Origin of the sequence: Aquabacterium lacunae, from assembly GCF_004310865.1 — a bacterium.
GTDB lineage: Bacteria > Pseudomonadota > Gammaproteobacteria > Burkholderiales > Burkholderiaceae_C > Aquabacterium > Aquabacterium lacunae.
Genome location: NZ_SIXI01000005.1, coordinates 346,103 through 371,495, shown reverse-complemented (window position 1 = coordinate 371,495; position 25,393 = coordinate 346,103). Strand labels below are relative to the sequence as shown.

The 25,393-nt window shown below is 68.0% G+C and carries 15 protein-coding genes; 1 reads left to right on the top strand and 14 read right to left on the bottom strand.

Annotated elements, in window-relative coordinates:
- Positions 1–76 precede the first annotated feature (76 nt).
- Positions 77–688 (top strand): TetR family transcriptional regulator, encoded by a 612-nt coding sequence (locus EYS42_RS13670; RefSeq protein WP_130968741.1) that lies wholly within the window; start codon positions 77–79, stop codon positions 686–688.
- On the opposite strand, the gene EYS42_RS13665 is transcribed toward EYS42_RS13670, so the two are convergent.
- From EYS42_RS13665 to epsA, 14 genes are all read right to left on the bottom strand, one after another.
- Positions 664–1,371 (bottom strand): histidine phosphatase family protein, encoded by a 708-nt coding sequence (locus EYS42_RS13665; RefSeq protein WP_130968740.1) that lies wholly within the window; start codon positions 1,369–1,371, stop codon positions 664–666. The two genes, EYS42_RS13670 and EYS42_RS13665, sit on opposite strands and share 25 nt — an antisense overlap.
- A 42-nt stretch (positions 1,372–1,413) precedes the next feature.
- Positions 1,414–1,737 (bottom strand): DUF1840 domain-containing protein, encoded by a 324-nt coding sequence (locus EYS42_RS17110; RefSeq protein WP_165456784.1) that lies wholly within the window; start codon positions 1,735–1,737, stop codon positions 1,414–1,416.
- A gap of 4 nt (positions 1,738–1,741) precedes the next feature.
- The gene (locus tag EYS42_RS17105) at positions 1,742–2,452 is read right to left on the bottom strand and encodes a coiled-coil domain-containing protein (protein WP_165456783.1); all 711 of its coding nucleotides are present in this window, start codon (positions 2,450–2,452) and stop codon (positions 1,742–1,744) included.
- The gene (locus EYS42_RS13655; protein ID WP_165456782.1) at positions 2,439–4,175 is read right to left on the bottom strand and encodes a putative porin; all 1,737 of its coding nucleotides are present in this window, start codon (positions 4,173–4,175) and stop codon (positions 2,439–2,441) included. The genes EYS42_RS17105 and EYS42_RS13655 overlap by 14 nt, the downstream gene beginning before the upstream one ends.
- 15 nt (positions 4,176–4,190) lie before the next feature.
- Positions 4,191–4,955: a TonB family protein gene (locus EYS42_RS13650; RefSeq protein ID WP_130968737.1), complete on the bottom strand. Its 765-nt coding sequence runs from the start codon at positions 4,953–4,955 to the stop codon at positions 4,191–4,193.
- A 1-nt stretch (position 4,956) separates the two neighbouring features.
- Positions 4,957–5,358, bottom strand: a complete 402-nt coding sequence (locus EYS42_RS13645) for an ExbD/TolR family protein (RefSeq protein WP_130968736.1) — start codon at positions 5,356–5,358, stop codon at positions 4,957–4,959.
- Positions 5,359–5,378: 20 nt separating this feature from the next.
- Complete coding sequence (locus tag EYS42_RS13640; RefSeq protein ID WP_130968735.1) at positions 5,379–5,786, bottom strand: ExbD/TolR family protein; 408 nt, start codon at positions 5,784–5,786, stop codon at positions 5,379–5,381.
- Position 5,787: 1 nt separating this feature from the next.
- On the bottom strand, positions 5,788–7,491 hold the full coding sequence (locus EYS42_RS13635) for a DUF2341 domain-containing protein (RefSeq protein ID WP_130968734.1): 1,704 nt from the start codon (positions 7,489–7,491) through the stop codon (positions 5,788–5,790).
- Between the two features lie 136 nt (positions 7,492–7,627).
- Positions 7,628–19,114, bottom strand: a complete 11,487-nt coding sequence (locus EYS42_RS13630; protein ID WP_130968733.1) for a filamentous hemagglutinin family protein — start codon at positions 19,112–19,114, stop codon at positions 7,628–7,630.
- A gap of 8 nt (positions 19,115–19,122) precedes the next feature.
- Positions 19,123–20,751, bottom strand: a complete 1,629-nt coding sequence (locus tag EYS42_RS13625; protein WP_130968732.1) for a ShlB/FhaC/HecB family hemolysin secretion/activation protein — start codon at positions 20,749–20,751, stop codon at positions 19,123–19,125.
- Between the two features lie 110 nt (positions 20,752–20,861).
- Positions 20,862–22,196 carry a hypothetical protein gene (locus EYS42_RS13620; protein WP_130968731.1) on the bottom strand — a complete coding sequence of 445 codons (1,335 nt, stop codon included), beginning with the start codon at positions 22,194–22,196 and terminating at the stop codon, positions 20,862–20,864.
- Between the two features lie 69 nt (positions 22,197–22,265).
- Positions 22,266–23,192, bottom strand: a complete 927-nt coding sequence (locus EYS42_RS17355; protein ID WP_130968730.1) for a PEP-CTERM sorting domain-containing protein — start codon at positions 23,190–23,192, stop codon at positions 22,266–22,268.
- A gap of 398 nt (positions 23,193–23,590) precedes the next feature.
- Complete coding sequence (locus EYS42_RS13610) at positions 23,591–24,484, bottom strand: ankyrin repeat domain-containing protein (RefSeq protein ID WP_130968729.1); 894 nt, start codon at positions 24,482–24,484, stop codon at positions 23,591–23,593.
- A gap of 4 nt (positions 24,485–24,488) precedes the next feature.
- A complete protein-coding gene (gene epsA / locus EYS42_RS13605; protein WP_165456781.1) occupies positions 24,489–25,325 on the bottom strand; it encodes an XrtB/PEP-CTERM-associated transcriptional regulator EpsA in 837 nt (278 codons plus the stop codon).
- Positions 25,326–25,393 lie beyond the last annotated feature (68 nt).

The window sequence follows — 25,393 nt, the reverse complement described above, 5'->3', positions numbered from 1 at the left end:
CATACAAGCACGAATGTATGTAAGATCCAGTCCCTCAATCCCCCCACAGATTCACCAGGTTTTTCACACACACGCCATGCGCCGCACCAAGGAATGCGCCGAACAGACCCGGCAGGCCCTGCTGGACGCCGCCGAGCGCGTGTTCGAAGAAAAAGGGGTGTCGCGGACCTCGCTGCAAGACGTGGCGCAGGCCGCGGGCCTGACCCGCGGGGCCGTGTACTGGCACTTCAAGGACAAGGCCGACCTGTTCAACGCCATGATGGACCGCACGGTCTTTCCCATGGAGCAGGCGGGGGAAAGGTTGAGCACAGCCCCGGAGGCCGACCCGGTTCAGCAGGTGCGCGAGGCCCTGCTGGAGGTGCTGCGGCAGATCGCAGGCTGCGAACGCACGCGCCGCGTGATCAACGTGGCCACCCGAAAGGCCGAGTTCGTGGCCGAACTGGACGCCGCCCGGCAGCGTCACCTGGAGGTTCACCTGAGCTGGCGCGCGCACATCGAAGGGGCCGTGGCACGGGCCCAGGCGGGCGGGCAACTCGGCGCTGCGCGCAGCGCGCGTGAAGTGGCCGTGGGCCTGAGCGCTCTGCTCAGCGGGCTGATCGAGTTGTGGATGCTGGAGCCCAGCCTGTTCCCGCTGGTCACGGCCGGGGAACAGAGCGTGGACACCTACCTGGCCGGGCTGAAGGCCTGAGCCGCGCCCGGGGCCAGGGCCCCGTCCGAGGATTCGTCGAGCCCGGGGGCTGCCCCCGGCAAGGCGTCGTCGAGGTGACGGGTGTCGGCCCAGCCCACCAGGCTGAAGCCTTCGCTGCTGAACATCAGGCGGTTCACGCTGGCGTTGGTGATCTTCCAGGAGCGCGGCGCTTCCAGGCCCACGTGCGTGGCCGCCCGGTAGAAGCAGTCGAGCACGCCGCCATGCGCCACCAGGGCGATGGTCTGCCCGGGGTGCCGAGCCGCCAGGCGCCTGCCCGCATGGATCACCCGCTCGTAGAAATCGGTCAGGGTTTCGCCACCCACAGGGCCGTAGGCCGGGTCACGCTCGCGCCAGCGCCGCCCTTCTTCGGGGTGCGTGGCCATGATCTCGTCGTGCGTGAGGCCCTCGAAGCGGCCGAAGTGGCGCTCACGCAGGGTGTCGTCGAACTGCACCGCCACACCCGCATGGCGCCCGATGGCACGGGCGGTGTCGGCCGCACGCAGCAGGTCGCTGCTGTAGATGGCGTGCAGGCCTTCATCGGCCAGCGCGCGTCCCACCTGCTCGGCCTGCCACAGGCCATGTTCGCTCAAGGGGATGTCGGTGTGGCCCTGGATGCGGATTTCGCGGTTCCAGGCGGTTTCGCCGTGGCGCACCGCCACGATTCGGGTGACAGAGTCGGTCATGCGCGCATCATGCACCAGGCTGGAAGGCCCTGATGAACCCGGTCAAACACCCCAGACGATGGGCTGCCCGCCGGCCTGGGCCTGCTCGATCATGCGGATGAATGGCACTGCACGCTGACGCAGGCTCACGGCCTCGTCCGCAAAGACCGGGGCCTCCGGCGTCTCGCCATCGTCTGGCGTGGGCACGGGCTCGGCCGCGGGCTCCTCGGCCAACCCGCGCAACAGCGTCAGGGCGGCCGGCATGTCGGCCACCTCCAGGATGCCCGGCGCGCCCGCGGTCTTGCCCAGCGCCAGCAACAAGGCCTCGGCATGGGCAGACAGCATCAGCAAGGGCCCAGTGGCCTGGGATTTGAACGTGACGGGCATGGGCTCAGTGTAGGCCCTTCTGGCCCGCTGGGAACCCCTCAGGTGCGGCAGTCGGCGCCTGCTGCGCCGGGCCCTGGCGAGCGGCATCGATGCGCCCCTGGTAACTGGCCTTGAGATTTTCCAGCCTGACCCGCCCGGTTTGCACGAACGGTTCATGGGCCGAGAGCACCTCGCGCAGGCCCTTGTGCTCGTAGCGCTCCAAAAGCTCCAGCCCCAGGTCGGCCAGCACGGCATTGTCCTGACGCGCGCGCTGCAGCTGGGCCTGAAGCTGCGAGACCTGCGCGCGCCAGCGGGCCTCGGCGTCGGCCGACTGCACACGCGCCCGTTCGGCCGATTCGCTCAGTGCCTGGTGCTGGGTCTTCAGGGCCTGCAGCTCGGCTTGCGCGACCGTCAGGGCGCTTTTCAGGGTGCCCTGCTCGCGGGCCAGGGTGGCCGCACGGCGCTCTGCGGCCTCGGCCACGCCCTTGTGCCGGGACAGCGCCTGGTCTTGTGCCTTCTGTGAGGCTTCGGCGCGCTGGCGGGCCTGTTCGGTCTGGGCCAGGGTTTCCTGGGCCTGTTGCAACTGCTGCTGCGACTGGCGCACCTGCAGGCGCAGGCGCTTGATCTGCTCGGCATCTTTGTCGGCCTGGGCCCACACGCCCGTGTGGCTCAGGGCCAGCACCAGGGCCAGCAACGCAGGCTTCGCGGGCCCCCATCGGCGGTCAGAAGCGCACATTGAGTTCCACCTGCAGCGTGTTGACCCCCAGTTGGCCCGGGTTGGTGTCGTTGATGGTCGAGTCGATGTTGCTGGCACTGAGGTAACGCACACCCAGGGTGGTGTTGCGCGCCAGGCCCAGATTCAGCCCCAGGATGTAGCCCTTGATGTTGGTGCCGCCCAGGCCCAGGTCGCTGTCGGTGAAGGCGTCGAGCACGGCGTCCGAGCCCAGGTGCTTGTAGCCCAGCGACAGCTGCCATTCGCCGGCTTCCCGCACATCGAGATGGCCCACGGCCAGCTTGACGTGGTAGCCGTCGCGGCGTCCGCCTGCATCGACGCCGTCAAAGCGGCTGCCGGCGCGCGCCCGGAAATCGGTCTGACTGAACGCGGTGTTGCGCACGTACTCGGCCGTGGCCAGCAGATTGAAGGGGCTGAAATGGTCGAACTGCGCCGAAGCCGTCAGCACCAGCGGCTTGAAGCGATGGGCCAGGCCGAACAGCACCGGGTAATCGGAAACACCCACCGGTGCTGCCGAGATCTCGTACAAGGTGTTGCCCTTCTGTCGCAGGGCGTCGCCATAGGCGGTCTGCCCGTAAGACGGGCCCGCCACGAAGTCGGTGCCCGACACGAGCCAGTCTTCTTCCTCCCGACCCTCGATGTTCTGGTACTCGTAATAGGCCAGGCCCACCTTGAAACGCGACAAGGGGCTCAGGTTGAAACGGGCACCGACCTGCGCGCCATACAGCCAGCGTTCGCGCTGCACAGGCGCGCGGCGCTCGCGCAGGGGGAAGGCACCCACGGTGGCAAAGGGCTCGAAGGTGTCGTCGGCATTGGTCCACCGACCGCTGACCGCCGCCCCCTCGAAGTTCAGGTTCTCGCTCCAGACCATGTCGGTGCTGAACCAGGGGTTGGGGATGCGGCCGAAAGACAGGTCCAGACCATAGGGCTGGTTCAGGCCCGCCAGCGGCGTGAGGCGGATGAACGCCCGGTCCACCATCAGCTGGTACTTGTTGAAGTTCTGCCCCAGCGTCTGATTGGTGGAGACACGGTCGGTGGCGCTGCCCGTGGCCAGGCGGATGCCCACACCGACCTCGTCGCTGACCCGTGCGGTCACGCCCAGGCGCATGCGCAGGCGCTCGCGGTCACGGCCCTCGGTGGTGGTCTCGGTGGGAAAGCCGTTGCTGACGCTGGCATACGACAGGGCCCGCGTGACGGCGGGCGACTGGTCCAACACAGCAGACACGTAGTTGCTGGCCGGCGTGTTGCCCGCATCCAGGCTGTCGCTCTGGTGGCGAAACCGCACATCCCCGTCGATCTGCAGGCGGCTGACCCACGGCGGCACGATGCCGGGCATGCCCCACCGCTCGGCACGGGCCTGCGACAGCACCTCTTCGCGCACTTCGGTGCGGATCTGGGCTTTCACGCTGTCAGGGATGTAGGGCACGCGCTGCACAGGCACGGCAGCGGTGCCGGGCGCCGCAGGCTGGCCGGCCGAGGGCTGGGCGGGGGTGGGCTGCTGCGCCTGTTGCTGTGCTTGCAGGCGCATGGCCTGGGCAGCCTCGGCGGTCAGCACGCCTTTGTCGACCAGCGCCTGGATCAGTGCCAGGGTGGTCTGGCGCAAGGATTCGAGCGACTCGCGCTCCGGGGCGGCCACAGCCGGGTTGGCCACCGCGGCAGACACCGACAGGCTGAGCCACGCGGCACAAGCCACTGCACGCATCGAAGTCGAAGGGTAAGAGGTCATCGTGAACATTCAGGGTCAGCCCGTCATGCGGTTGGTGATTCGCAGGCTGATGGGTTGAGGCAATTGGGCAGGCACATCCCTCATGGGCGGCAGGCGCATCAGCGCCGCCTCCAGCGCGCGGTCGAGGGCCGCGTCACCCGTGCTGGATTCCAGGCTCGCCTGGCGAAAGGCGCCACTGGGGTCCAGGTGCACGCTGACACGCACGCGGTAGTCACCCAGCTTGATGGTCGGGTCTTTGGCCAGCGCACTGGAGATGTGCCTTTGCAGCTGGCTGGTGAACAAGGAGAACTGCAGCTTGTTGACCGTGCCACCCCCTGAGCCGCCCCCGATCTCGCCCTTTTCATATTCGCGTGTGACGCTGCCCGAGCCAAAGGCGCTGGGGCCGTCACCCGCCGCACCCTCCATCTTGAGCTGCTGCGGCTCGGGCGGCGCTTCGACCACTTTCTGCTCTTGCGGCTGAGGGGGCGCGTCTTCCGGCTTGGGCTGCGGCTTGATTTCTTCCTTGGGCGGCGGCGGCGGTGGGGGCGGTGTGTCGGGCAGCACCGCGATCTTGACGGTCTGCCGCTTGGGGGCCGAACTGCCCTGCCCCAGGCTCTGAAAGCCGAGGTACACCAGGCCGCCCAGCAGCATCAGACCGACCAGCCCAAGCGCCCACGCACGGGCCGACGTGCCGCGCGGCGCGTCGGCGAGGTCGTCATCGGGCCATGGGGACCGTGTGGGTGCGGACAGGTCGATCCGACCATCCGCCTCGGGCTCACGGGGTTGCAGCATCGCGCTCATGTCAGGTTCCGATCCGCGAAGTGACCAGGCCCATGGCCACTTCCAGCTTGTTGCACAGATCGATCACGGCCACCACCTGGGCGTACTGGGCGCGTGCATCACCCTTGATGGCCACGCTCATCTTCGGGTCGCGCTGCTTGGCCTGCACCAGCTCCTGTTCGAGCTGGGCCAGGGTGACCGGTACGCCATTGACCATCAACTGCCCGCCTGGCGCCACCTGCACCACCTTGAGCTCGTGCTTCTCGGTACTGGGGGTGTTGCTGGGCTTGGGCATGCTGACCGTGAGGCCCTGCACCGAGGCGGTGGTCATCAGGATGAACACCACCAGCAGCACATAGGCCAGGTCCAGCATCGGTGTGACATTGATGCTGTCGTAGGGTTTGGTTTCGCCTTGAACCTGCATGGGGATACCTCAGCGGGCGCTCACTGGGCGCGTTTGGTGGCCAGGCCAATCTCGGTGATGTCCAGGCGCTTGGCTATTTCAAGCACCTGCATGACCTTGTCGTACTGGGCGGCCGCATCGGCCTTGAGCACGACCGGCAGGGCCGGGTTGGCGGCCTTGTACTGGGCCAGGTTGGTCTGCAGCTCGTCGAGGCTGACCGGGTAGGCGTCGAGGTACACCTGGCCGTCGGCCGTGATGGTGATGCCCTTGGTCTGCGGCTTGGCCAGGTTGTTGGCGGCCTGCGTGAGCGGGCTGTTGACCTTGACGCCTTGCACCGAGGCGGTCGTCATGATGATGAACACCACCAGCAGCACATAGGCCAGGTCCAGCATGGGCGTGACGTTGATGTCGTCGTACGCCTGCAGGTCGCCCTTGACGTCGCCAGCCATGTCAGCGGGCTCCGTGCGTTTCGGCCACGCGGGTGACGAACTCGTCGACGAAGATGCCCATGTCCGACGAGATGTTCTTGATGCGGGCAGCCAGGTAGTTGTAGCCGAACAGCGCCGGGATGGCCACGGCCAGGCCAGCCACGGTGGCCAGCAGCGCCGCCGCGATGCCGGGGGCGATGGCGTTGACGTTCACGTCACCGGCCGCGGCAATGGCTGCGAAGGTGATCATCACGCCCACCACGGTGCCCAGCAGGCCCAGGAAGGGGCCGCCCGAGATGGCAATGGTCAGCAGCACGATCTTGCTGTTGAGGGTGTGGCTTTCGCGGATCAGGTCGGCATCGACAGCGGCCTTGACCGCGTCGATCGAAGCGCCCGAGAGCTTGGCTGCACCGGCCTGCCCCACATCGCGCTTGTGCAGTTCACGCAGGCCGGCCTGGTACAGGCGCGCCAGCTGAGAATGCTTCATGCCACGGATGTCGACCGCCAGCACATCGCGCGCATTGCGGAAGTTCTGCAGGAACTTCATGTTGTCCTTGTCGGCTCGGCCCACCAGCACAGCCTTGTCCCACATCACCCACGCCGCGATGACGAACATCACGGCCAGGATGATGATGACCACCCAGGCGTCCACCGTGAGGTTGTCCACCAGGATGGCGAAATGGCCCTGTTCATGGGCCTCGCCGGCCTCCGCGGTGTCGGGCGTCTGGGTGTTGGACAGCATGAGCTTGGCGTCGGCGCTCTGTGCAGCGTGGGCAAACTTCAACCAGTCGGCACTGCGCACGGTGGCGGCCACCTCGAGCTGATCGACCAGGCCCGTGAGGCCCTGCCCCACCAGCACGGGGCCTTCGATGCCCGCCACGCCCTGCGGCAGATCGGCCTGCGCAGCCTGAGCGCCATTGACATACAGCGAGAGCTTGCCGTTGCCCACTGTGACGGCCAGGTGCGCCCAGGCCGAGGGCGGCAGGTCGCCACCCGCAGCGGTGGCGGCACCCAGTTGTGCCTGCACCTTGCCGTTGGTCAACTTCAGCTGCAGTGGGCCCTGCTGCAGCAGCACGCCCGACAGGGTTTCGGGCTTGAACCACAGGCTGGCGCTGTATGGCCCGGAGCCTGCGGCCTTGGTGGCTTCACCGGCCCATTGCAGGGGCTGCCCGTCCAGGCGTGCGGCCATGCCGATCAGTCCATTGGCTTCGCGGGCCACGCCGGCCGTGCTGCGCAGCTGGCCCGAAGCGTCCACCGCGGGCTCGCCCGGCTTGCCTGCAAACGAGATGGCTGCGCGCATGGCGCCATCGAACAGGGCCGGGCTGGTGGCCTCGGCGGCAGCGGCCTCGTGGCCTGCATACACATGCACCACGTTCTTGTCGGTGCCAGGCAGCGTATTGGGCACCTGCACCCACACCACGGCCAGCTCATTGGCGCCATCGAAGCGCTCCACCCAGAATTTCAGCGGGGTCTTGTCGTCGGCAGCGACCACACGCAGGTCGCTGCCATCGGGCTTGGCCGACAGGAAGTCGAAATTGCCCGAGTGCAGGCGCAGGGGCACCACCGTGCCCGACAGGGCCTCGCGCGTTTCGACGCCCTGCGCCGTGGTGTTCAGCACGAAGCGGGTGCGTTGTGCAAAGTCGGCGTTCCACCAGGCATGGGCAGGCTGGGCCAGGAACAGGGTGCCCAAGGCCAGGGCACCGCAGATTTTTTTCAACACATTCATGGTGGATCACGTGGGCAGGAACAACCCGAAATTCTCTTCACCGCATGTGTCCTCCGTGCCCCTGGCGCATGGATCACGCAGACCACAAAGCCTGCGTGATCCGGTCACGCCAATGTCACAAAGGCCACTCGACCACTCAGTCGCGGGAGTCCTGGGTGGCCTTGTCTTCTTCCTTCCGGGCGGGCTCACCGGCTGCCGTGGCAGGCAGGGCGGCATCGCCCAGGCCCAGCACGTCCACCGTGAGCAGCGAGCTGGGCGCCTTGGCCTGCTCCTTCTGGGTGCTCAGGGTCTTCTCGGCCTCACCTGCTGCTGTTTCGGCACCCAGGCCCGTGTTGACGGCCACAGGCACCGGCGCGGGCGGCGGCGGCGCACTGCCCGCCACACTGCCCTGCAGGTTGTCGCCCCCGATCACCGGGCCAGCCAGCTCGATCGACGGCGCATCGATGAAGGCGTCGAGCGCCCGCACCTCGCCGCGCGGCGCCAGCAGGCTGATCTTGCCTTCGCGGCGGCCTTGACCGTCCACGAAGATGGCCATGCCACTGCCCACGGTGGTCTTGCCCGCTGTCCAGCGCGGGGTGCCGTAGGCATCGACCACCACCACCTTGGGCGGCACGGTCACGGCATTGTTCGAGCCACGGCCCGAATCGATGTCGCCTTCGGCCGCGTACAGCATGATGTCGCCCGAGCCCACGATGTGCACCTTCTGCGAGGCCACCAGGAAATCGCCCTTCGAGTACGACCGCACATCGCCACCGCCATATGCCGCCAGCCCGCGCGTGGCCGCCTGCTGGGCATCGGCTGCCGTGGCCGTGGCCGAACCCACCTGCACCTTGCCGCCTGGGGTGAACATGTCGATCGAAGACTGGCCAGCCCCGCTGGCGCCCGTGAGATGCACCTTGCTGCGCGACAGGTCGGTGTCCCCCTGGAAGTCGAAGCCACGGTTCAAGCCCGCCGCCGTGGCCATGCGGGACACTTCGGCCCAGATGGCGTCACGCGTGGCGGCGCGGCGCGGGTTGAACAGCTGGTTGGCCGAGTCGGCCACCGCCGTGGCGACCGAACCGATGCGCTGAACCTCCTTGAGCAGCACCTGCTCGGCAAAGCGCTGGAAGGCTTCGCTGGCGAAGTCGTCGGCTTTCAGGTTCAACTCGGCCGCACGTTGCTGCCAGGCCTGCGCGTACACGGCGCTGGGCTCTGCGGCCAAGAAGGCCATGGCCATCAGGGGGCTGATGCTGCGTCGCTTGTCGACCAGAGTGGCCTTGTCGGCATTCGACATGACGCGGTACTGCGCCAGGGCCTGCTCGAAGCTCAGCCCGCTCAGGCCCTGCTGGTTCTGCACATGCGTGACCAGCGTGCGCTGTGCGGCCTGGTACTCGGCATACAGGGCCGAACCCTGATCGGCCACCGAAACACCCCCGGCACGGGCCAGCCAGGCCCAGATCGGGTCGGCGGTGCCCGCCGAAGGCTGCACGTATTCGCGTGCGAACTTGGGCAGCACCAGCTGCTTCATGGCGAAGTGGTTCTGGTGCTCGGGGGTCATGTCGCGGAACAGCGCCAAGGCCTGCTCGTAACCCAGGCCGTCGACCGCCAGCTGGGTCTGCACGTACTGCACCAGCTGCGCCCGCGCCTGGGCATCGGGCGCCAGGAACTCGGCGACCAGCTCGTCCACCTTCACCTGTCTGCGCATGCCCGAGGCCACGCGCAAGGAGGCCCCATTGCCGGTGGCCTCGATGCCGCCGGCCGTGCGCAGGTCCAGCGACAGGCCAGCCTGCACCTGCAGCTCACCCGGACCGTTGAGCTGCATCAGACCCAGTGGGCGAGATGGGTTCTGGCCGTTGTCGGCCCCCACCACGCTGCCGGCGGCCTCGATGCGGCTGATGTCCTGCGCGCTGTGGTGCTGGATACGCACCGCAGGGTTGAGGATGTCGCCCTGGGCCAGCACCGCCAGCGCCTTGGGCATGCTCAGGCTGGTGCGGCGGAAATCGATGTCACCCCCGGCGGTCAGCACGGCTGGCGTGCGGCTTTCGCGGTGCAGATTGGCCACCGCAAACGTGTTGGTGGCCGACCAGTTGACCGAACCGGTGACGGGCTGCTTCGTGCCGCCTGCCGCAGCCGCGGGGTCGAAGTCCAGCATGGCGATGCGGCGGCCGCCCGACTCGGGTTGCGCCAGGCGCACGCCCTGCGCACCGTGCACGCGGAACTGCCCCTTGGCAGACGGCGCCAGCAAGAGGTCGGTCTGCGGCAACTCGAACGCCACGCTGGTGTTGCCCGGGAAGCCGCCAAGCGACAAGGCCCCCAGCGCCATGACTTCGAAGCTGCCCGGCAGGGTCTGCAGCACCTGGCGTGATGCGGCGTCGTTGTTGCCCACAGTGAGCTTGTTGCGTTTGGCCCCGAAGCTGGAGTGCAGGGCCAGCAGGCCCGATGCCGCCTGCACCGCATTGCTGCTGCTGAGGCCCTGCAGCAGGTCGGCACGCCAGGCCACGCCTCCACCCAGGCTGTGGATGGAGACCGCTGCGTCGTCGCTGTAGGTCATCACGGATCGCGCCGACGTGACGCGCGCTGTGTCGGTCGCTCCCGACAGGGCGGTCGGGTTGTACACCGCGCTGACCTGGGCATCGCCCATGGCCTGCAGGCGCCACTGGCCGTCCATCAGGCCGAGCACCGGCGCCATGGCCTGGTACTGGGTCGATGCACTCAAGGCTTCGGTCCGGCGGTCACCCACCGTGATCTGCCCGGCGGCCTCCAGGGCACCCTGGCCGCGGCCCAGCAGGTACATGCCACCGGCAATGTCGCCGCCTGCGCGCACGGTCACGTGGCCCCCGTTCTGCACCTCGGCACCACTGGGCGAAGGCGAATCGGTCGGCATCAGGCTGGTGGGCGCCGCAGCCGTCAGGTTGCGGATGTGCCCCCCCGCCACCACGCGCAGGTCACCACCGCCCATCGAGCCCAGGCCCTGGCGGAAGGCGTCGAAATCGCTGGCCCAGGCCACCTCTTTGCCGCTGCCGGTGTGCAGCAACCAGTTGCCAAAGCCCTGAATGGCCGCAGGCGCCGTGATGTCACCCCGGGCGTGCACTTCAAGGCGACCGCCTTGCTGGGTGAAGCGTTGCCAGGTGCTGCGTGCCGCGGCGGAGCCCGTGGGCGCGACGGGCCGCCCCGCCACATACACCGCCGCCTGGGTGCGCTCTTCGGCTTTCGCGCCAGCCTCCTGCAGCACAGTGTTGGCGCCGCTGGCCAGCTCGATGGAGCCGTCGGTGGTGCGCACCACCTTGCTGCCCGCCACCGTCAAGTGGCCCTTCAGTTTGCCGCTCGCATCGGGCGCCTGCGCCAGGGTGCGCATGGTCTGCGCCGACGAGGTGTCGGCACCCGCCACCAACCGCATGGAGGCGGCCTTGTAGTCCGTGGGCGTGGTGGCCGTGGGCATGGCCGTGGGCGTGGTGGCCGAGTCGGCCGCGGGGCCTGCCGTGGCAAAGCCATCGCTGAGGTGCCCGTTCAAGGTCAGGTCACCGCCGGCCCGCAAGGTCAGGTCGAACGATTTGCTGCCTGCGGTGTACAGGTTCCAGTCGGCAGCCAGGGTCATGTTGCCGGTGCTGCGCAGCTCGTGGCCGTACCGCACCTCCAAGGCGCTGCCGGTCTGAAGGCCCAGCCCGCTGCGGACAGAGTCGGCACGCTGCGTGTAGAACGCGCTGGCGGCGTTCTTGAGGCTCGTCAGCTGTGCACTGCCCAGGGTCAGGTTGCCGATGGTCTGTGCCACCTTCACCGCCTCGTAGCTGACCTCGCCGGCGGTCAGGCCGCCGTTGATGCGGGTGGTGCGTTCGTCCGCTGGCCAGTCGTTGCCCAAAGTGCGCAGGGCCGTGCCGGCTTCGTTGAGCGGGCTGCGCAACACCACACGGCCCTTGCCGGCGTTGATGCTGGCGCCCTGGTCGATCTGGATCACGCCCTGGGCGGCATGCACGAGCACGTCGCCGCCCGAGCCCTGGCCCGTGGTGGCGCCGGCGGTCACCTTCGCCCCCTGACCATTGGCCCCTTGCAAGGCCACACGGTTCTGGGCGGCCAGCAACACCACACCGCCGCGCGGGGCGGCCTGGGTGGTGTCGATTTTGGCTTGATGGCCCAGGATCAGCTGGCCCTGGCCCGCGGCGGTGTCGTCTGCGGTCAGCGAGACGCGGCCGGCGCTCAGGCCACTCTGCAGGGTCAGGTTGCCTTCGGTGGTGCGCACCGACACTTCCCGGCCCATGCCACCGGCCTGAGCCAGTGCCGCCAGGCGGTCGAGCGAACCGACCGCGGTGTCCTTGGACTGTTCCTTGCCGTCTGAGCCTATCACCACATCCCGGGTGACCACACGAGCGGCGTCGATGTCCAGGCGGCCTGACTGGCTGAGCTGGTCGGCACGGCCCTTGAGTTCGGCAGCATCCCCCACGATCAGGCCCTGCTTGGCACCCAAGGCTTCCAGGCGGATGCTGCCCGCGGCCACGCCCACCTGGCTGAGGTCGGCCGCCTGCGGCGCAGACACATCCACCACACCCATGAGTTGCACTTGACCTTGTGTGGACACCACCGACACGGCGCCACCGCCGGTGGCGGCCACGGCACGGTCACCCTGCTGAATGCGTGCACCTGCGGCCGAGGTCAAGCTGAGCTTGGCCAACTCCACACCGTTCGTGCCGGCCAGATCGATCTGGCCGGAGGTCAGCTCGATTCGGCCCTTCTGCGCGATACTCTGGCCGGTGAAGGCCAGTTTGGCCCCCGTGCCCACCACATCCCCCAGCGTGCGAGCGTTGGTGGCCGCCGCGATGGTCAGCGCACCTTCAGCCTTCGCACCGTGGCGTGCGCCGGTTTCGGCCGTGATGCGGGCGGCGGTCAGGTCCAGCGCGCCTTGCGCTGCCAGCTGGCCCTGGCCGGCGAACACGATGTCTCCCTTGGTTGTGAGTTCGGCCTTGGCAAAGGCCAGGCGTTGCAGCCCGCCTTCGATGCGAATGCCGTCGGCGGTGGCGTCACGCACCGGCGGCGCGGCCTCCACCAGCAAGTTGCCCGTGCCGCTGTCTGCACTGGGCGCCACACCGCTGCTGTTGCGCAGCACCACCTGCTGGGCGGTGATGCGCGCCACGGCTTCACCCTGCCCCGAGCCCTTCAACACGGGCGCGTCCAGCACCAGGCGCTGCATGCTTTCACCCCCCAGGGTGCTGCCCGTCTGCAGCGTGATGCTGCCCGGCGAACGCAAGGTCAGCTGCTCGCGATCGGTCAAGGTGGCATCGGCTTGCAGCACCGCCAGGCTCTGTGCGCCCAGTCCCAGCCGACGTGTCTCGACCACCGTGGCCCCCGAGTCACCGCGCGCAGCCAGGGTGGCCACGGTTCCGTCCAGGCCGAGGATCGACCCGGTGCTGTCGAGGTCGATGGCGGCGCCTCGCAAGATGGCGCCCGCCTGCCGGGCTTGGCCTTGCGGCGCGTCGGCACGCAGGGTCAGCGCTGCGGTGGCATCGGGTGTCTCGGTGCCCAGCGCGCGGCGCACCGCCGTGTTGGCCAGGTGGCTGACCACCAACGCCGTGCCTGCGCCCTTGAAGGTGATGTCGTTCTGGCGGCCTGTGTCGGTGCCATTGGCCTGCACGGTCTTGCCCTCGGCCACCGTGACGCTCTTTTGGGCGGCCAGGATCAGCTCGCCTGCAGGGGCAGCCTGGCCCTCTGCCGCCAACCCGTGGTCGGTCAGCACCTGCACCGATGTGGCCAGGGTGGTGACCTCTTGCGCCGAGGTGCTGCCCGAACGCACACCGCCCAGCAACACGCTGGCGGCCTGTGTGGCGGCCAGCTGTTCAGCGCTGACCTGGTGCACCTCGTCGGCGGCCGGGACATCGGCGTTGGCCACCAGGGCCATGTTCGTGCCCATGGCCAGGTCGAACTGCCCGCCGGCCAGGTTGTAGCGGGCGGCCCAGTCAAAGCCGCTGGTGGACTGCAGGCTCACGCGCCCGGCATCACCGGGCAAGCCGGGCAAGGCCTGGGCGCGCTTGGCGGCATTGCGGCTGAGCAACTGGGCCACCGACGTGATCGACAGATCGGACTGCTGGCGCACCGTGTCTTCCGGCTCCACCAGGAAGGCCAGGCGGGGGTCGTTCCCCTGGGTGTGGCGCGTGCCGGCTGCCGTGAAGTAACCACCCACCCGCACGCCACCGTCGTCTTGCTCGATGGCCGACTGCGTGGGCGCACCCGAGCCCTGGTCGATGGCCGACACCAGCAACGCCCCCGGCAGCACGGCGTATTCGGCCGGCAGCAGGGTGTAGGTGCCCTTGGGCAGCAGCACCTGCTGCCCGTTCGCATCGGTGCGGGTGACATCGTGCGCCAGGGTGATGCGCTTGCCCACCGTGCCATCGGTGCCCGCCTTGGCCTGCGTGGCCAGGATCTCGGTGTCATGGGGTGCGAAGTCGTGGGTGTAGCTGGGCACGATGGCATACACCCCCGGGCGCGACAGCGTGTTCTTGCTGCCCATGACGCCCTCCAGGAACTCCCATGCGAGCAACTGCCCGCCGGCCTGGGCCTCGATGCGCGACTGTGGGTCGACCGTCAGTTGTGCACCGTCGACATGAATGCCTTTGACCAGGTTGGCCGCCCCCAGTTGCTGCACGACGTTGGCCTGGTCAAGCGAAGCGCCCCCGTTGGGCCCGATGCCCTGCGGCGTGTAGACCCAGGTGGTGCCCTCGATGGTGCGCCCCACGGGCACCGTGAGGCCCTCACCAGACACCGACAAGGCGCTGTTGGCGCCCAGGGTGAGCGAGCCTTCACCCTTCAGCGCAATGGCGCCAAACGGCTGCCGAAGCACGCCATCGATGTCGAGCGTGTGGGCCTGCAGCTTGAGCTGGGCCAGTGCCGACAGGGGTGTCCGGCTGGTCGAGCCTGGACCCTGTGCCTTCACCTCGATCCTGGCGAAGCGGGTTTTGTCCACCACCTGGTTGTTTTCTTCGACGTTGTACGAGACGTTCTGCCCCAGCACCGAGAACTGGCTGAGCGTGGTGGCGTACACCTGGCCGGCACGCATCAGCAGGTCGCCTGCAAAGTTCAACGAGCCGGTCAGGGCCGAACTGTTCGTGTCCTGGGTGCGGCCGATCAGGCGCACCTCGCCGTCGGTGCGCGTGTCGGTCTGGTGGTTGGCGCCCAGGGTGGCGTGCAATTTGGTGCGGTCCACCCCCTGCAGCACGCTGTGGCCGTGCACTTCGATCAGGCCGGCGTTCACCTTCAGGGTGGCTTGGGCTGCATCGGCCGCAGGGTCGGCCATGGTGGGCGCGGGCAAAGCCGCGGTGGTCTGCCCGGCCTTCAAGGGGTTGGTGGCGTCACCCAAGGCCACGCGCGTGGCCTGCAGGCTGTGCGTGCCCGTGCCCTCCAGTTGCAACACGGGGCTGTCGATGGCCAGGGCGCGCAGCGGCGTGCTGCTGGCCGCCCCGCCCAGGCTGACATTGTTTTCCAGCACCACGCGCCCTTCGGCGCGCAGTTGCACCTGCTCGAAGCCCGAGTTGTTGATCAGCTCGGCCGACACCAGGGCGGTGGTGGCGCTGGCCTCCGACTGGGCCAGGTCTTTCGGCACACGGGCCGACACGCGCAGCGTGCGTTCGCCGCCCAGGTGGTCTTGCGACACCGTGTTGTTTTCGCCGTCGCGCTGACGCAGGTAGTCGTCGCTGAAGCCTTCGCGGCTGAGCGACACGGACAGGCGGCCGCCCTCCACGCTGGCATCGAGCGCCTTGGCACTGACCGCGCCTTGCAGCAACACCCCGTCTGCGCTTTCAATGGACAAGGCGCCTGCCCCGGCGAACAAGGCGGTGCTCTGGCCGCGGCCAAAGCTCAAGGCGCCCTGGGCACCATTGAGCGAAATCTCTGAGTTGGCTTCGGTGATGACCTTGCCACGCACCGCCTGGGCCGCACCGCCTTGCGCGTTGAAGCTCACGGTGCCACCGGCCAGCACCACGCCGTCACGGCGGCCATTGTTCAAGGCGCGGGTGCGGTCAATGCCCGACACGTTGATCTTGCCGGTGCCGCTCAACACGATCTGCTGGTCAGGCAGGTAGCCCACCTTGTCGCCACCGGCGTCCGGTGCGCTGGCGGTGCCGCCACCGCGTGCACCCGAGAGGGCCAGGGCCACTTCGCCCCCACGGGCCACCAGGCTGCCTGCCACATGCACACTGCCTGCGGCCGTCAGCCCGATGCGCCCGCCCGCGCCCATGTTCACCGTGGCCTTTTCGCCAATGCGTACCGAGGCGGCCTGGTCCATGCCTTGGTAAGCACCGCCGTCGTTCTTCAGGGCGAATGCAGGGGCAGCCTGGGCCTGCAGCGACAACTGCATGCCGGCGCGCAGCTTCTCGTCCAGCACCGTTTCCTTGGCCAATGCACCTCGCGACTGGCGGAAATCGGCCACCAGGTTGCGCAGCACCGGCGTCAGGTTCACCCCCGAGGCCACGGCCACATCGCCAATGGCCTTGAAACTGAACTTGCCAAAACCATGGTCAGAGAATAAGCCGCTGGCCACTTGCAGGTCGTTGTGCGAATCGGCCAGGTTCCCGTCGGCATCGACCACGGTCAAGGTGCGCAAGCCCGACACCGACAGGCTGCCACCCTGGTTGAAATCGAGGGCCTTGAGCGTGCCCGCCATCTGCCAGGCCCCTGCCAGGGTGATCTGGCCCTCATCGTTCAGCGTCTTGAATTCATTGAGGCCCACCGAGAGCTGGCCCGCCTTGCCTTGCCGCGTGTCCCCTGTGGCTTCGCGCACCAGACCGGCCGACAGGTTGACCACACTGCCGGCTTGCTGCAGCACGGACAGGCCCGCATTCAGGAACAAGGAGCCGCCGTCAACGGCCAAGACCTCAGGGGCCACGACACCTCGGCGCTGGAGGTCGACCTGGTCGCCCGCAAGGTCGATCTGGGCCGTGCCCGACAAGGTGACATCGCCCTGCCGGGACTTCAGCACCACGGTGGCCTGAGGCGCGTCGAGGGTGCCACCGAAATCAAGCGCATCCAGGGACTCCATGCGCACCTGCCCGCCGGCAGCCACCGGCAGTGTGGCGCCCGGGGCCACGGCCACCTGCGGGGCCGCCACCTGCAAGGCGCCGAGCGATGTGCGCAGAGCCGACAGGTCGATCAGGTCGTGCCCGGGCCGGGCGGTCTGCCCGCCCAGGGTCAGGCCACGCTGCAAGGAAAAGGCCTCGCTCTGCCCGACGGTCTGGCCCAGGGCCAGGGTCATGGGCATGGGGCGCAGGCTGGCGTACAGATGCGGCGCCACCTTCAGCGCGGCCGGCCGGCCAATGGCGCGGCTGTTGGCCGGGTGGGTCAGCGCCTTGTCGTTCGCACCCAGCGTGCCCGCTTTGCGCAAGGCCTCGGCCCATTGCTCGGCGGTCTTGCCGTTGCGCTGCGTGAGGTTGCTGCGCACATCCCCCTTCACGCCCGACAGCGACACCGCCATGCCCGCAACACCTGACAGCGTCAAGGAACCCGCGTCAAAGCCCTGGATGAACGAGCCCACGTACCGCCCGGTACCATCGGCCGACACGATCAATTCGTCATAGCGCTCGCCCGGGTTGGCCTGGGCCAGCGTCAGCACGCGGTCGCCCTTGCGCAGCAAGGTGGTGCCCACCGTGCCGGCCTCGTACTTCACGGAGCCTCCGGACACATCCAGCACGCTGCCCGCCGACACGCCCAGCTGACCCTGCGTGGCCAAGGTGATGTGCCCGCCCACCGTCATCCACTCCCACGCGTCGCGGCGAAGGCCGTCGTACAGGCCCTTCACATTGGCCACCGTGACAGCCTGCCCGGCATCGGCCTTGATGTTCTGCCGGTACAGCACGCCGCCGCGCTGCACCGGCGCATCGGCCAGTTCGCTGCTGAACAGGCGCCCGCTGAGCTGGTTGCGCTGTGTGGGCAGGTTCACATCGGTCAGACCGGCCACGGTGACGGTGGCCCCCGCCTCGATGGTCAGGCGGCTGTCATCGGCCTCGGGTGCGCTGCCTTGCGAAGGGTTGATCAGGTAAGACGTGTTGTTGCTGACAGCACCGCGGGCCCCGCTGAGGGCCTGCAACTCGATCAAGCCCGCAGGGGCAGCCAAGGTAGCGCCCGACTGCACGGTCACGTCCTTGCCCATGGCACTGATGCGCGACCGCAAGAACACCTCGCTGTCGGTCTGCGTGACGGCCTCGTAAGCGGCCTTGGCCTGGTTGAACTGGCTGTCCCCCTCGGGGCCCGCGGCAAAGCTGGTGCGCACAGGCGCGGTTTGCGGCGCACGGGGGCCGTCGGGCGTGATCTCGGTGCGGCTGCCCGCGCCAAAGGTCAGCAAGCCCATCTGCTGGCCCAACGGCCGACTGAGGCTGGCGCCATCCCGGGGCTGCCCCTGGCTGTCCACGCCGTTCTTCCAGCTCTGCTCGATGAAAGTGGCTTCTGATGCGGCCTCGAGGGTGATGACCCCGTTGTCGCCTTTGACCGCCGTGGTGGCCGACAGCACACCGTTCTGCCGCACTGCCAGGCCCACCAGGTTGATCAGGCCACGACGCGCTTCCACCGTGCCGCCTGCCGCGTTCTCCGCCACGTTCACCACGCTGTTGTCGATGTGTTCGGTGCGCGTGCGTGTCTTTTCGGTTCCGTCTTCGTCCAGGTCCTTGACAGGCTGGCCCTGCGCGTCGAGTTCGTTGATGATGCGCTCGGCGTAGGCGTCGACCGCCACCACCAGGCCCCGCTGCGTGGGGTCGGCTGCGGCCGATGTCACGTACACCTTTTGACCTGCGGCCAGGACGGTCTGGCCATCGGGGGTTTCGATGCGCCCGGCATTGACCACACTGGGGCCCACGAGGATCACCGTGCCACCGGCCAGCGCACGGATCTCGGCCCCAGGCTCGACCACCACACCGCGCACCAGGCCTTCGGCATCACCCTGCCGGTAATGCGTCGATGCGTTGGGGCTGCTGCCGTCGAAGGCCAGGGACTTTTTCAGATCATCCCTTTCATCGGTCGCGGCCGAACTGAGGGCCAGAGCCGACGCCACAAAGCGTTGCGCATCCACGCGCGCACCGTTGCCGAAAATGAAACCGCCGTTCTGCGATTCGAGGATCACTTCGCCATTGGCCTTGATGCTGCCCAGGATGACGCTGGGCTTGAGGTCCCAGATCTTGTTCAAGGCCGTGCCACCGCTGACCTGATCAAACTCCACCATGTACCCGGGGGCGATGTTGAAGCTGTCCCAGTTGATGATGATCTGGCGCTTGTACTGATCGATCAGGAGCCGCCGACCGTCGTCCATCGTCTTCATCTGGAAGTGCAGCCCTTCACCTTCCGGCGAATTGCCCTTGATGCGCTCGCTGTCGGTGGAACGCACGGGCAAGTTGCTGCCGGGGTGGGTGCGGTTGAGCCAGGCCTGGTGGCCCTTGCGCACGACCGTGCCCTGTGCAGCAGGCACACTGCCCACCAGCGTGCGGGCCTGGGCCTCCTGGCCCGGCCCGCCCGGAAGCCCCGCCCAGCCCAGGGTGCCGAGCACCACGGCCGACACCATGCTGACCGCGGTGGCGCGGGTCTGGCCACCAGCGGCCTTGCCTGCACTGCGGGTGTTCTCGGCCGCGGGCACGCGCATGCCGCGGTGGCGACAGAAGACGAGACGGTGGGTGTGCTTGTTCATGGTGCTGCTCAGAAAGACTGGATGGCGCGCACATGGAGGCGCCAGGACGATTCGGTGGTGGGGCGCAGGCCGTCGGTTTCGGCCCGCTGGGTGGCGTGGATCGGCTTGGCCGCGTCAAGGGCCAGCTGGGTGCCTTGGCCCAGTTGCATGCGCAGGCCCAGGCCCCAGGCGCCCAGGTGGGCCCGTTCGACCTGACCCTCGAGGGCCTGCTGCAGGTTCACGAAACCGCGGTCCATGAACAGCAGGCCCGTCAGGCGGCTGGAGGCCAGCGACCAGGCCGGGGTCAACAGCTCGAAACGGGCGAACCAGCCCGCATCACCGGCCTGCTCGTGGTCGTAGTAGCCGCGCACGGTGTCGGCGCCACCCAGGGTGTACTGCTCGCCAGCCACCAGGGGGCCAGAGGCCAGCTGGCCGTCGAGCGTGGCGTTGAAGCGCCAGCGTCCCCACAGCGGGGCACTGATGTCCAGCGCATGCTTCCAGGCCAGGAAGCTGGGGCGTGCGCCATTGCGCTTGCATTCGAACTGTTCCAGCTGCTGGCCGTCGCAATCGACCTGGCGCGAGGCCAGTGAACCGGCCGAGCCCACCGCCGTGGTCGACCAGCTGACCGAGGTGCCTGCCGACGGGGTCCAGGTCAGGGCGTAGCCCACGCTGACCGCGCCATAGCGCAAAGGCGGCTTGCGGGTGTTCAGCGTGTCGAACAGTTCGGTCTGGTCGTCGTTGTGCTTGAGGTCCAGCGCGGTGCTGAACGAATGGCGGATCGGCCAGTGGCGCGACGGTAGCGCGCGGCGCCAGTTCAGGCCATAGAAGGCGCCCTTGGCCAGGGTGTTGCCGCCGTCGCCCACGCGCACGGGCGTGCTGCTGTCGTTGCGGGTGAGCGAGAAGGTCAGGGTGTCGTCTCTGCCCAGGGGCAGGCCGTACAGGAAGGTCAGGGAATTGGTGTCGTCCGGACGCCATGGGGCGTACTGCCAGGCCACCGACACCTGGTGGCCGCGCTGGAACAGGTTGCCGTGGCTGGCCACGGCCGACAAGCGGCCGCGTGAGGTGTTGAAGCTCTGGTTGTTGTTGAGTTCGACCGACGCACTGGAGGCTGGCGTGTCGTCCACCTTGATGTCCATCTGGATCAGCTCGGGCGCACTGCCACCCGACAGCACCGGGGTGACCTGCAGGTTGGCGGTCTGCGCCGCGGCCAGCTCCTGCTGCACCTGCGGGAAGTAAGGCACCTCGCCCGGATGCAGGCTGGGCAGTTGTTCGCGCAACAGGCTGGGCCGGTGGTGCTGCGCCCCTGACACGCTCAAGGCCTCCACGCGGGCCTGCGTGACCTGCAGACGCACCTCGCCATCGGGCCGCACTTTCTGGTTGGGCAGGCTGACCACCACGGACAGGTAACCCGCATCCTGGTAGGCGCGCTCCAGCGCTTCGCGGGCACGTTCGACGTCGCGCAGTGTCTTGCCCGGGCCCATGTGCGGCATCAGGGCGCGCTCGACCGCATCGGGCGGCAGCACGGTGTTGCCCTCCACCACGAACTCCAGCACATCAAAGCTCACCACCGCAGGGGTGGCCACGGCCTGGCCAGGCGCTTGGGCCTGCACCGCACCCAGGGCCCACAGCCCGCACATTGCCACGATCAGTTTTTTCATTTCGGCTCAAACGCAAAAAGGCAGTCCCCACGGGTGGGGACTGCGCCGTGTGCCCTGGGGGCACCGATCACGCCCTCGGGCCAAAAGCCCCAGGGCTGAGCAGGTTCAGATCAGTTGGCAACGTATGGCGCCACGGCATTGCCGCCGCGGCCAAACTTGGTCTCAGGGGCGCCCGAGAAGCTGTTCAGGAACAGGCCCGGGGTGGGAGCGCCCGTCAGCACCGATGCGTTGATCAGGTCGAGCAGGGGCACGCCTTGCGGGTTGAACAGGGCGGCTTCGTACACGAAGTCGAAGTCACCAGACAGGGCGGTGGCGGTCTGACTGTCGCCGGCCACGCCGCCGGTCATCGACACGTTGCTGATCTTGACGAAGCGGTAGGTGTCGCTGCCACCCAGCGGGTTGTTCTCGGCCGACAGCACGCCGAAGCTGAAGCCGGCGGCGTTCAGGCAGCTGCGCACGTTCGACGAACCGCTGTTCATGGCGAAGGTGACGGTGTTGCCGGTGGGCACTTCGTTGCCGCTGGCATCGAAGGACACGCCTTGCACCACTTCGTTGGCGGCGCCGTCCAGGTCAGGACCGTGGATGGTCAGCTTGCCGCCCAGGGCGCCGGTGGCCACCGGGTCAGCCATGAAGTACAGCTGGGCCGAAGCCTGCGTGCCCGAGGTGTTGGGGCGGCGGCAGTAGGTGATGTTGGTCTGGGTGGTGCCGGGCACCAGGAACTTGGGGCCCTGGGCCTTGGCCTGGTTGAAGTTGTCGGAGTTCATCAACGAGGCCAGCTTGGCGCGCGAAATGCTGGGCTGGTTGGCCGGGGTGGTGCTGCCCACGGTCAGGCCCTGGGCGGCTTGCAGGGCTTCGTACAGGGCCTTGGAAGCGGCCACGCCAAACACCTGGCTGAAGGTGGCTGCGGTGTAGGTGTACTGGCTGCTCAGCACGCCAGTGGCGGTGAACACGGGCGGCTCGACGTCGGTGAAGCCACCGACCGACTTGGCGGTGACCAGGGCGCTGCTGGGGCAGCTGGCGCGCAGCTTGTTGCCCAGGAAGGCCAGGGGGCCGGCGCCGGTCACGGTGGTGCAGGTCAGGCCGGCGGGCAGGAACTTGCCGCTGGCGGCTTGGGGTTCGCCGTTGTCGGCGGCTTCCTGGGTGAACAACACCGAGTTGATCGAACCACCGGTCAGGTCGAACTGGGCTTCGCTCTCGCCCGAGTCGGTGCCGTCAGCGCCGATGAAGTTGCCGCTGTTGCACTTCACGGTGAACTGGTTGCCCAGGTTGTTGTTGGTGGCGTTGGTCTTGAACACATTGACGTTCTCGCCGGCGCACATCTTGGTCAGGGCGATGACGTAGTTGTTCGAGGTGGCGGTGGCACCCGAAATGCGAACGGCGGCTTGGGCTTGCGAAGCCAGGGCCAGCAGGGCGGCCGAAGCCAGGGCGATCTTGGTGAATTGCATGGTGTACCTTGAAGGGTTGGAGCGGGGGGCAGGGAAGGAGGCCCTCAGGCCGAGGGCCTCCTGCGGGCATTACTGAGCGCGACGACGGCGGGCAGCCAGGGTGGCCACGGCCACGCCAGCCAGCATCAGGGCGTAGGTTTCGGGCTCGGGCACAGCCGGGGTGATGGCCGAAGCGGTCTTCCACGACACCGACAGGCCGTCGGCCGACACTTGCAGCGTGCCGCGATCGTTCAGCAGGCCGGTGCTGTCCCAGCCGGTGGCACCCGCAGGCAGAGCGAAGGTGCTGGTCAGACCCACAGCAGATTCCGAGCCGTTGGCACGAACTTCGGTCAGGTTGGTCTTGCCACCCAGCGAGGTCCAGGTCGACCAGAAGATGTTGTTGAGGTAACCGTTGACGGTGGTCAGGTTGTAGCCCGTGCCAACGTAACCCGTGTCAGTCGCACCCATCGAGTAAGCCCCGTTGTCAGCGGTGGCCAGGGTGCCGCCGTTGGCACCCTGGATGTACAGCGGCAGGTCAACCTGCTGCATGTTGGTGGTCTTGGCCGAGTTCTGGTTGGTCAGTTGCGTGGCAGTGGGCGTGCCGGCAGCGAGGAAAGCATTCACGTTCGAGCCTCGGCGCGAACCTGCCACCAGGGCGTACTTCACCTGTGCCATGTCGGCCTTGGAGATGAAGTCCGCCACCTGGCCCGACCAGTCGTTGGTGGCACCGGTCTGCACCGCACCGTTGATGGTGAAGGTGTTGTTGGCCAGGTCCCAGGCCAGGCTCTGGTCAGCGCCCGAGTACATGCCGCCGGCGCGCAGCTGCGAGAAGCTCAGACCCAGGTCCACGGTCAGGCCGCGCACATTGGGGCCGGCGGCGTTGTTGGTGCTGTCCAGCATCACCAGCAGGACCGAGCTGTCACCGTTGACAGTGACGCCGTCCATCTTGGTGATGCCGGCGTGGGCGGTGCCAGCGGCCACGAGGGCAGCGGCCATTGCGATCATCTTGAAGTTCATTGCTTGCTCCGTAGAGGAAAGGGAAATGTGGTTGGTTGTCTGACTCGAGCGCACTGCACCTCGAAGCCCGGCGAAGTATCGAAATCCCGCATGACAGACGTTCACGGAACTCCGAGGAAGCGCGTGATCCGATCCACCCAGGGGAGGCGTCCCGTTCTGACAGTGGCCGCACCAGGGGCGGCCACACCCCGTTCAAAGCGCCCCAAAACGGTCTGCAGGCCCCTCTGTCATGAGCCGTTCAGACCAGGCCGCATGACAAATGACCCCCACCCTTGGGGCCCTGCCTCTTCCCCTCCATTCAGGGGGTGCGCAGGCTTTGCCCCACGCGGGAGCCCATGAAAAACGCCCTGCAAGCAGGGCGTCGGAACCAAGGAGGCGAAAGGCCGTGGTGCTGCGGTTCAGGGCAGGGCCTGCACGCAAGCCGGCAGGCCGGGCGGGCACGCCCCCATCTGGTCGATCAGCACCTGGCTGAGCAGGGATGGCACAGGCACACCCTGCCTCCGCAACCACGCCACGGTGTCCGGCTGGTTGCCCAGGGCCGCGGCATGCACGGCATTGAGGCCGTGGGCGTCGGGCACAGCCAGAGGCTGCCCTGCCTGCACCAGCGCTTGCAGCGCCTGCACATGGCCTCGGTAGGCCGCCTGGTGGAGTGGCATGCGCCCCTCCTTGTTCAGGGCCTGGGGAGCCGCGCCGTGGCGAAGCAGCAAAGCAATGGTTCTTGAACGCCCCGCCTCGGCGGCCATGTGCAGGGGAGTCTGGCCCTGGTGGGTTCTGGCATTGACCTGCGCCCCTGCGCGCAAGAGGTCGTGCACCACCAGGTCATGGCCCTCGGCAGCTGCAGCGGCCAGCGGGGTCAGGCCATGCAGGGCAGGCGTGTCCAGCGGTGCGCCCTGGCGAATCAGTTCACGCACCAGGTCCAGCTGCCCCGCGCGGGCCGCCAGGCCCAGACCCGTGGCGCCCGAGGCATCGGGCACCCCCAGACGCATGCCGTGATCACTTTTCAGGGTGGCCAGGGCCTGCGCCCAGCGCCCGGCCTGCAGGTCGGCCATCCAGCGCTGCTCGGCCGCCGTCTGCACCGGCCTGTGGTCTGCGCGCCAGGGGCCCTCCTGCACGATGGCACGGAAGCTTTCATGCACCGCCAGGCCCTGCAAGGCATCCGGCGCGGGCGCAGCCGCCGCTGGGAAATCGCTCCAGGGGGTGGGGTCGGCCAGCGCCAGGCTCCGGGCCTGCACCACAGCGCCCATCATGCCCATTGAGCAGGCGGCCAGACACAACAATCGGTTCGGGTTCATGTGTTCAGTCTTGAGACGGGTCGGGCATGGACTGCACGGCCCCCAGGGAATGCAAGGTCATGGCCTTGGCCACGGCCTGCGCCCGGTTGGCCGCGCCCAGCTTGCGCAGGATCTTCTGGATGTGGTTCTTGACGGTCAGCGCGCTGATGCCCAGCTTCTCGCCGATCTGCTGGTTGCTCAGGCCGTCACGCACCCAGCTCAGGATCTCGCGCTCGCGCTCGGTGATCTGGGGCGTGCGCTGGGCCAGCGGGGTCAGCGAGGGCGTGCTGCCGCCCAGGCCGCCGCGGTGCTGCGGGCTCATCTGCTGTTCGGTGACATGCACCCGCTGGTAGGTCATGTGCAGGCAGGGCAGCAGCATGTCGATGCCCTGCAGGGCCTCGTGTCCGTACTGACCGCCTGGCAGGCCGAACAGGAAAAAACTCTCGATGTCGTCGGGACGCCCTGGCCGGCTCAGGCCATGCACCAGCAGGTGGTGGTAGCCGGCCTGGCACAGCGCCTGAGCGGCCACATCGGTCAGGGCCACCTCCTGCAAAGGCAGCAGGCAGGGCTGCTGCCGATGTTGTCGCCACAGGCGCATGGCGGCCGTCAGCACCTGGGCGCGGTGCCCCTGCAGTGCCGCCTGTGCCGCTTCGGTCAGCGGCACGCTGTTGAACACATCGAAGACCAGGTCTCGGGCCTGTCGGTCATAGGCGCCGCACACCAGCAGTTTGTGCGGCAACCAGCGCTGAAGGTCTCCCTGGCTCCACAAGAAGAACTGGTAGCGCCTGCGCACCTGCGGGGCCATCTCGACGATGCGCAGCAGGTGCTCGGAGGTGTCCACCGAGTGGGGTTGTGGATTCATGGCATTTATCGTGGTTGAAGCCGCCATGCTAGAAAGCTGGCATGACGATTTGTTGACGGATGGAAAGT

Coding starts and splice junctions, on each gene's coding strand:
- EYS42_RS17105 (WP_165456783.1), bottom strand. CDS start 2,452: ATGTGCGCTTCTGACCGCCGATGGGGGCCCGCGAAGCCTGCGTTGCTG.
- EYS42_RS13650 (WP_130968737.1), bottom strand. CDS start 4,955: ATGAGCGCGATGCTGCAACCCCGTGAGCCCGAGGCGGATGGTCGGATC.
- EYS42_RS17355 (WP_130968730.1), bottom strand. CDS start 23,192: ATGAACTTCAAGATGATCGCAATGGCCGCTGCCCTCGTGGCCGCTGGC.
- EYS42_RS13655 (WP_165456782.1), bottom strand. CDS start 4,175: ATGACCTCTTACCCTTCGACTTCGATGCGTGCAGTGGCTTGTGCCGCG.
- EYS42_RS13620 (WP_130968731.1), bottom strand. CDS start 22,196: ATGCAATTCACCAAGATCGCCCTGGCTTCGGCCGCCCTGCTGGCCCTG.
- EYS42_RS13665 (WP_130968740.1), bottom strand. CDS start 1,371: ATGACCGACTCTGTCACCCGAATCGTGGCGGTGCGCCACGGCGAAACC.
- EYS42_RS13645 (WP_130968736.1), bottom strand. CDS start 5,358: ATGCAGGTTCAAGGCGAAACCAAACCCTACGACAGCATCAATGTCACA.
- epsA (WP_165456781.1), bottom strand. CDS start 25,325: ATGAATCCACAACCCCACTCGGTGGACACCTCCGAGCACCTGCTGCGC.
- EYS42_RS13625 (WP_130968732.1), bottom strand. CDS start 20,751: ATGAAAAAACTGATCGTGGCAATGTGCGGGCTGTGGGCCCTGGGTGCG.
- EYS42_RS13635 (WP_130968734.1), bottom strand. CDS start 7,491: ATGAATGTGTTGAAAAAAATCTGCGGTGCCCTGGCCTTGGGCACCCTG.
- EYS42_RS13670 (WP_130968741.1), top strand. CDS start 77: ATGCGCCGCACCAAGGAATGCGCCGAACAGACCCGGCAGGCCCTGCTG.
- EYS42_RS17110 (WP_165456784.1), bottom strand. CDS start 1,737: ATGCCCGTCACGTTCAAATCCCAGGCCACTGGGCCCTTGCTGATGCTG.
- EYS42_RS13640 (WP_130968735.1), bottom strand. CDS start 5,786: ATGGCTGGCGACGTCAAGGGCGACCTGCAGGCGTACGACGACATCAAC.
- EYS42_RS13630 (WP_130968733.1), bottom strand. CDS start 19,114: ATGAACAAGCACACCCACCGTCTCGTCTTCTGTCGCCACCGCGGCATG.
- EYS42_RS13610 (WP_130968729.1), bottom strand. CDS start 24,484: ATGAACCCGAACCGATTGTTGTGTCTGGCCGCCTGCTCAATGGGCATG.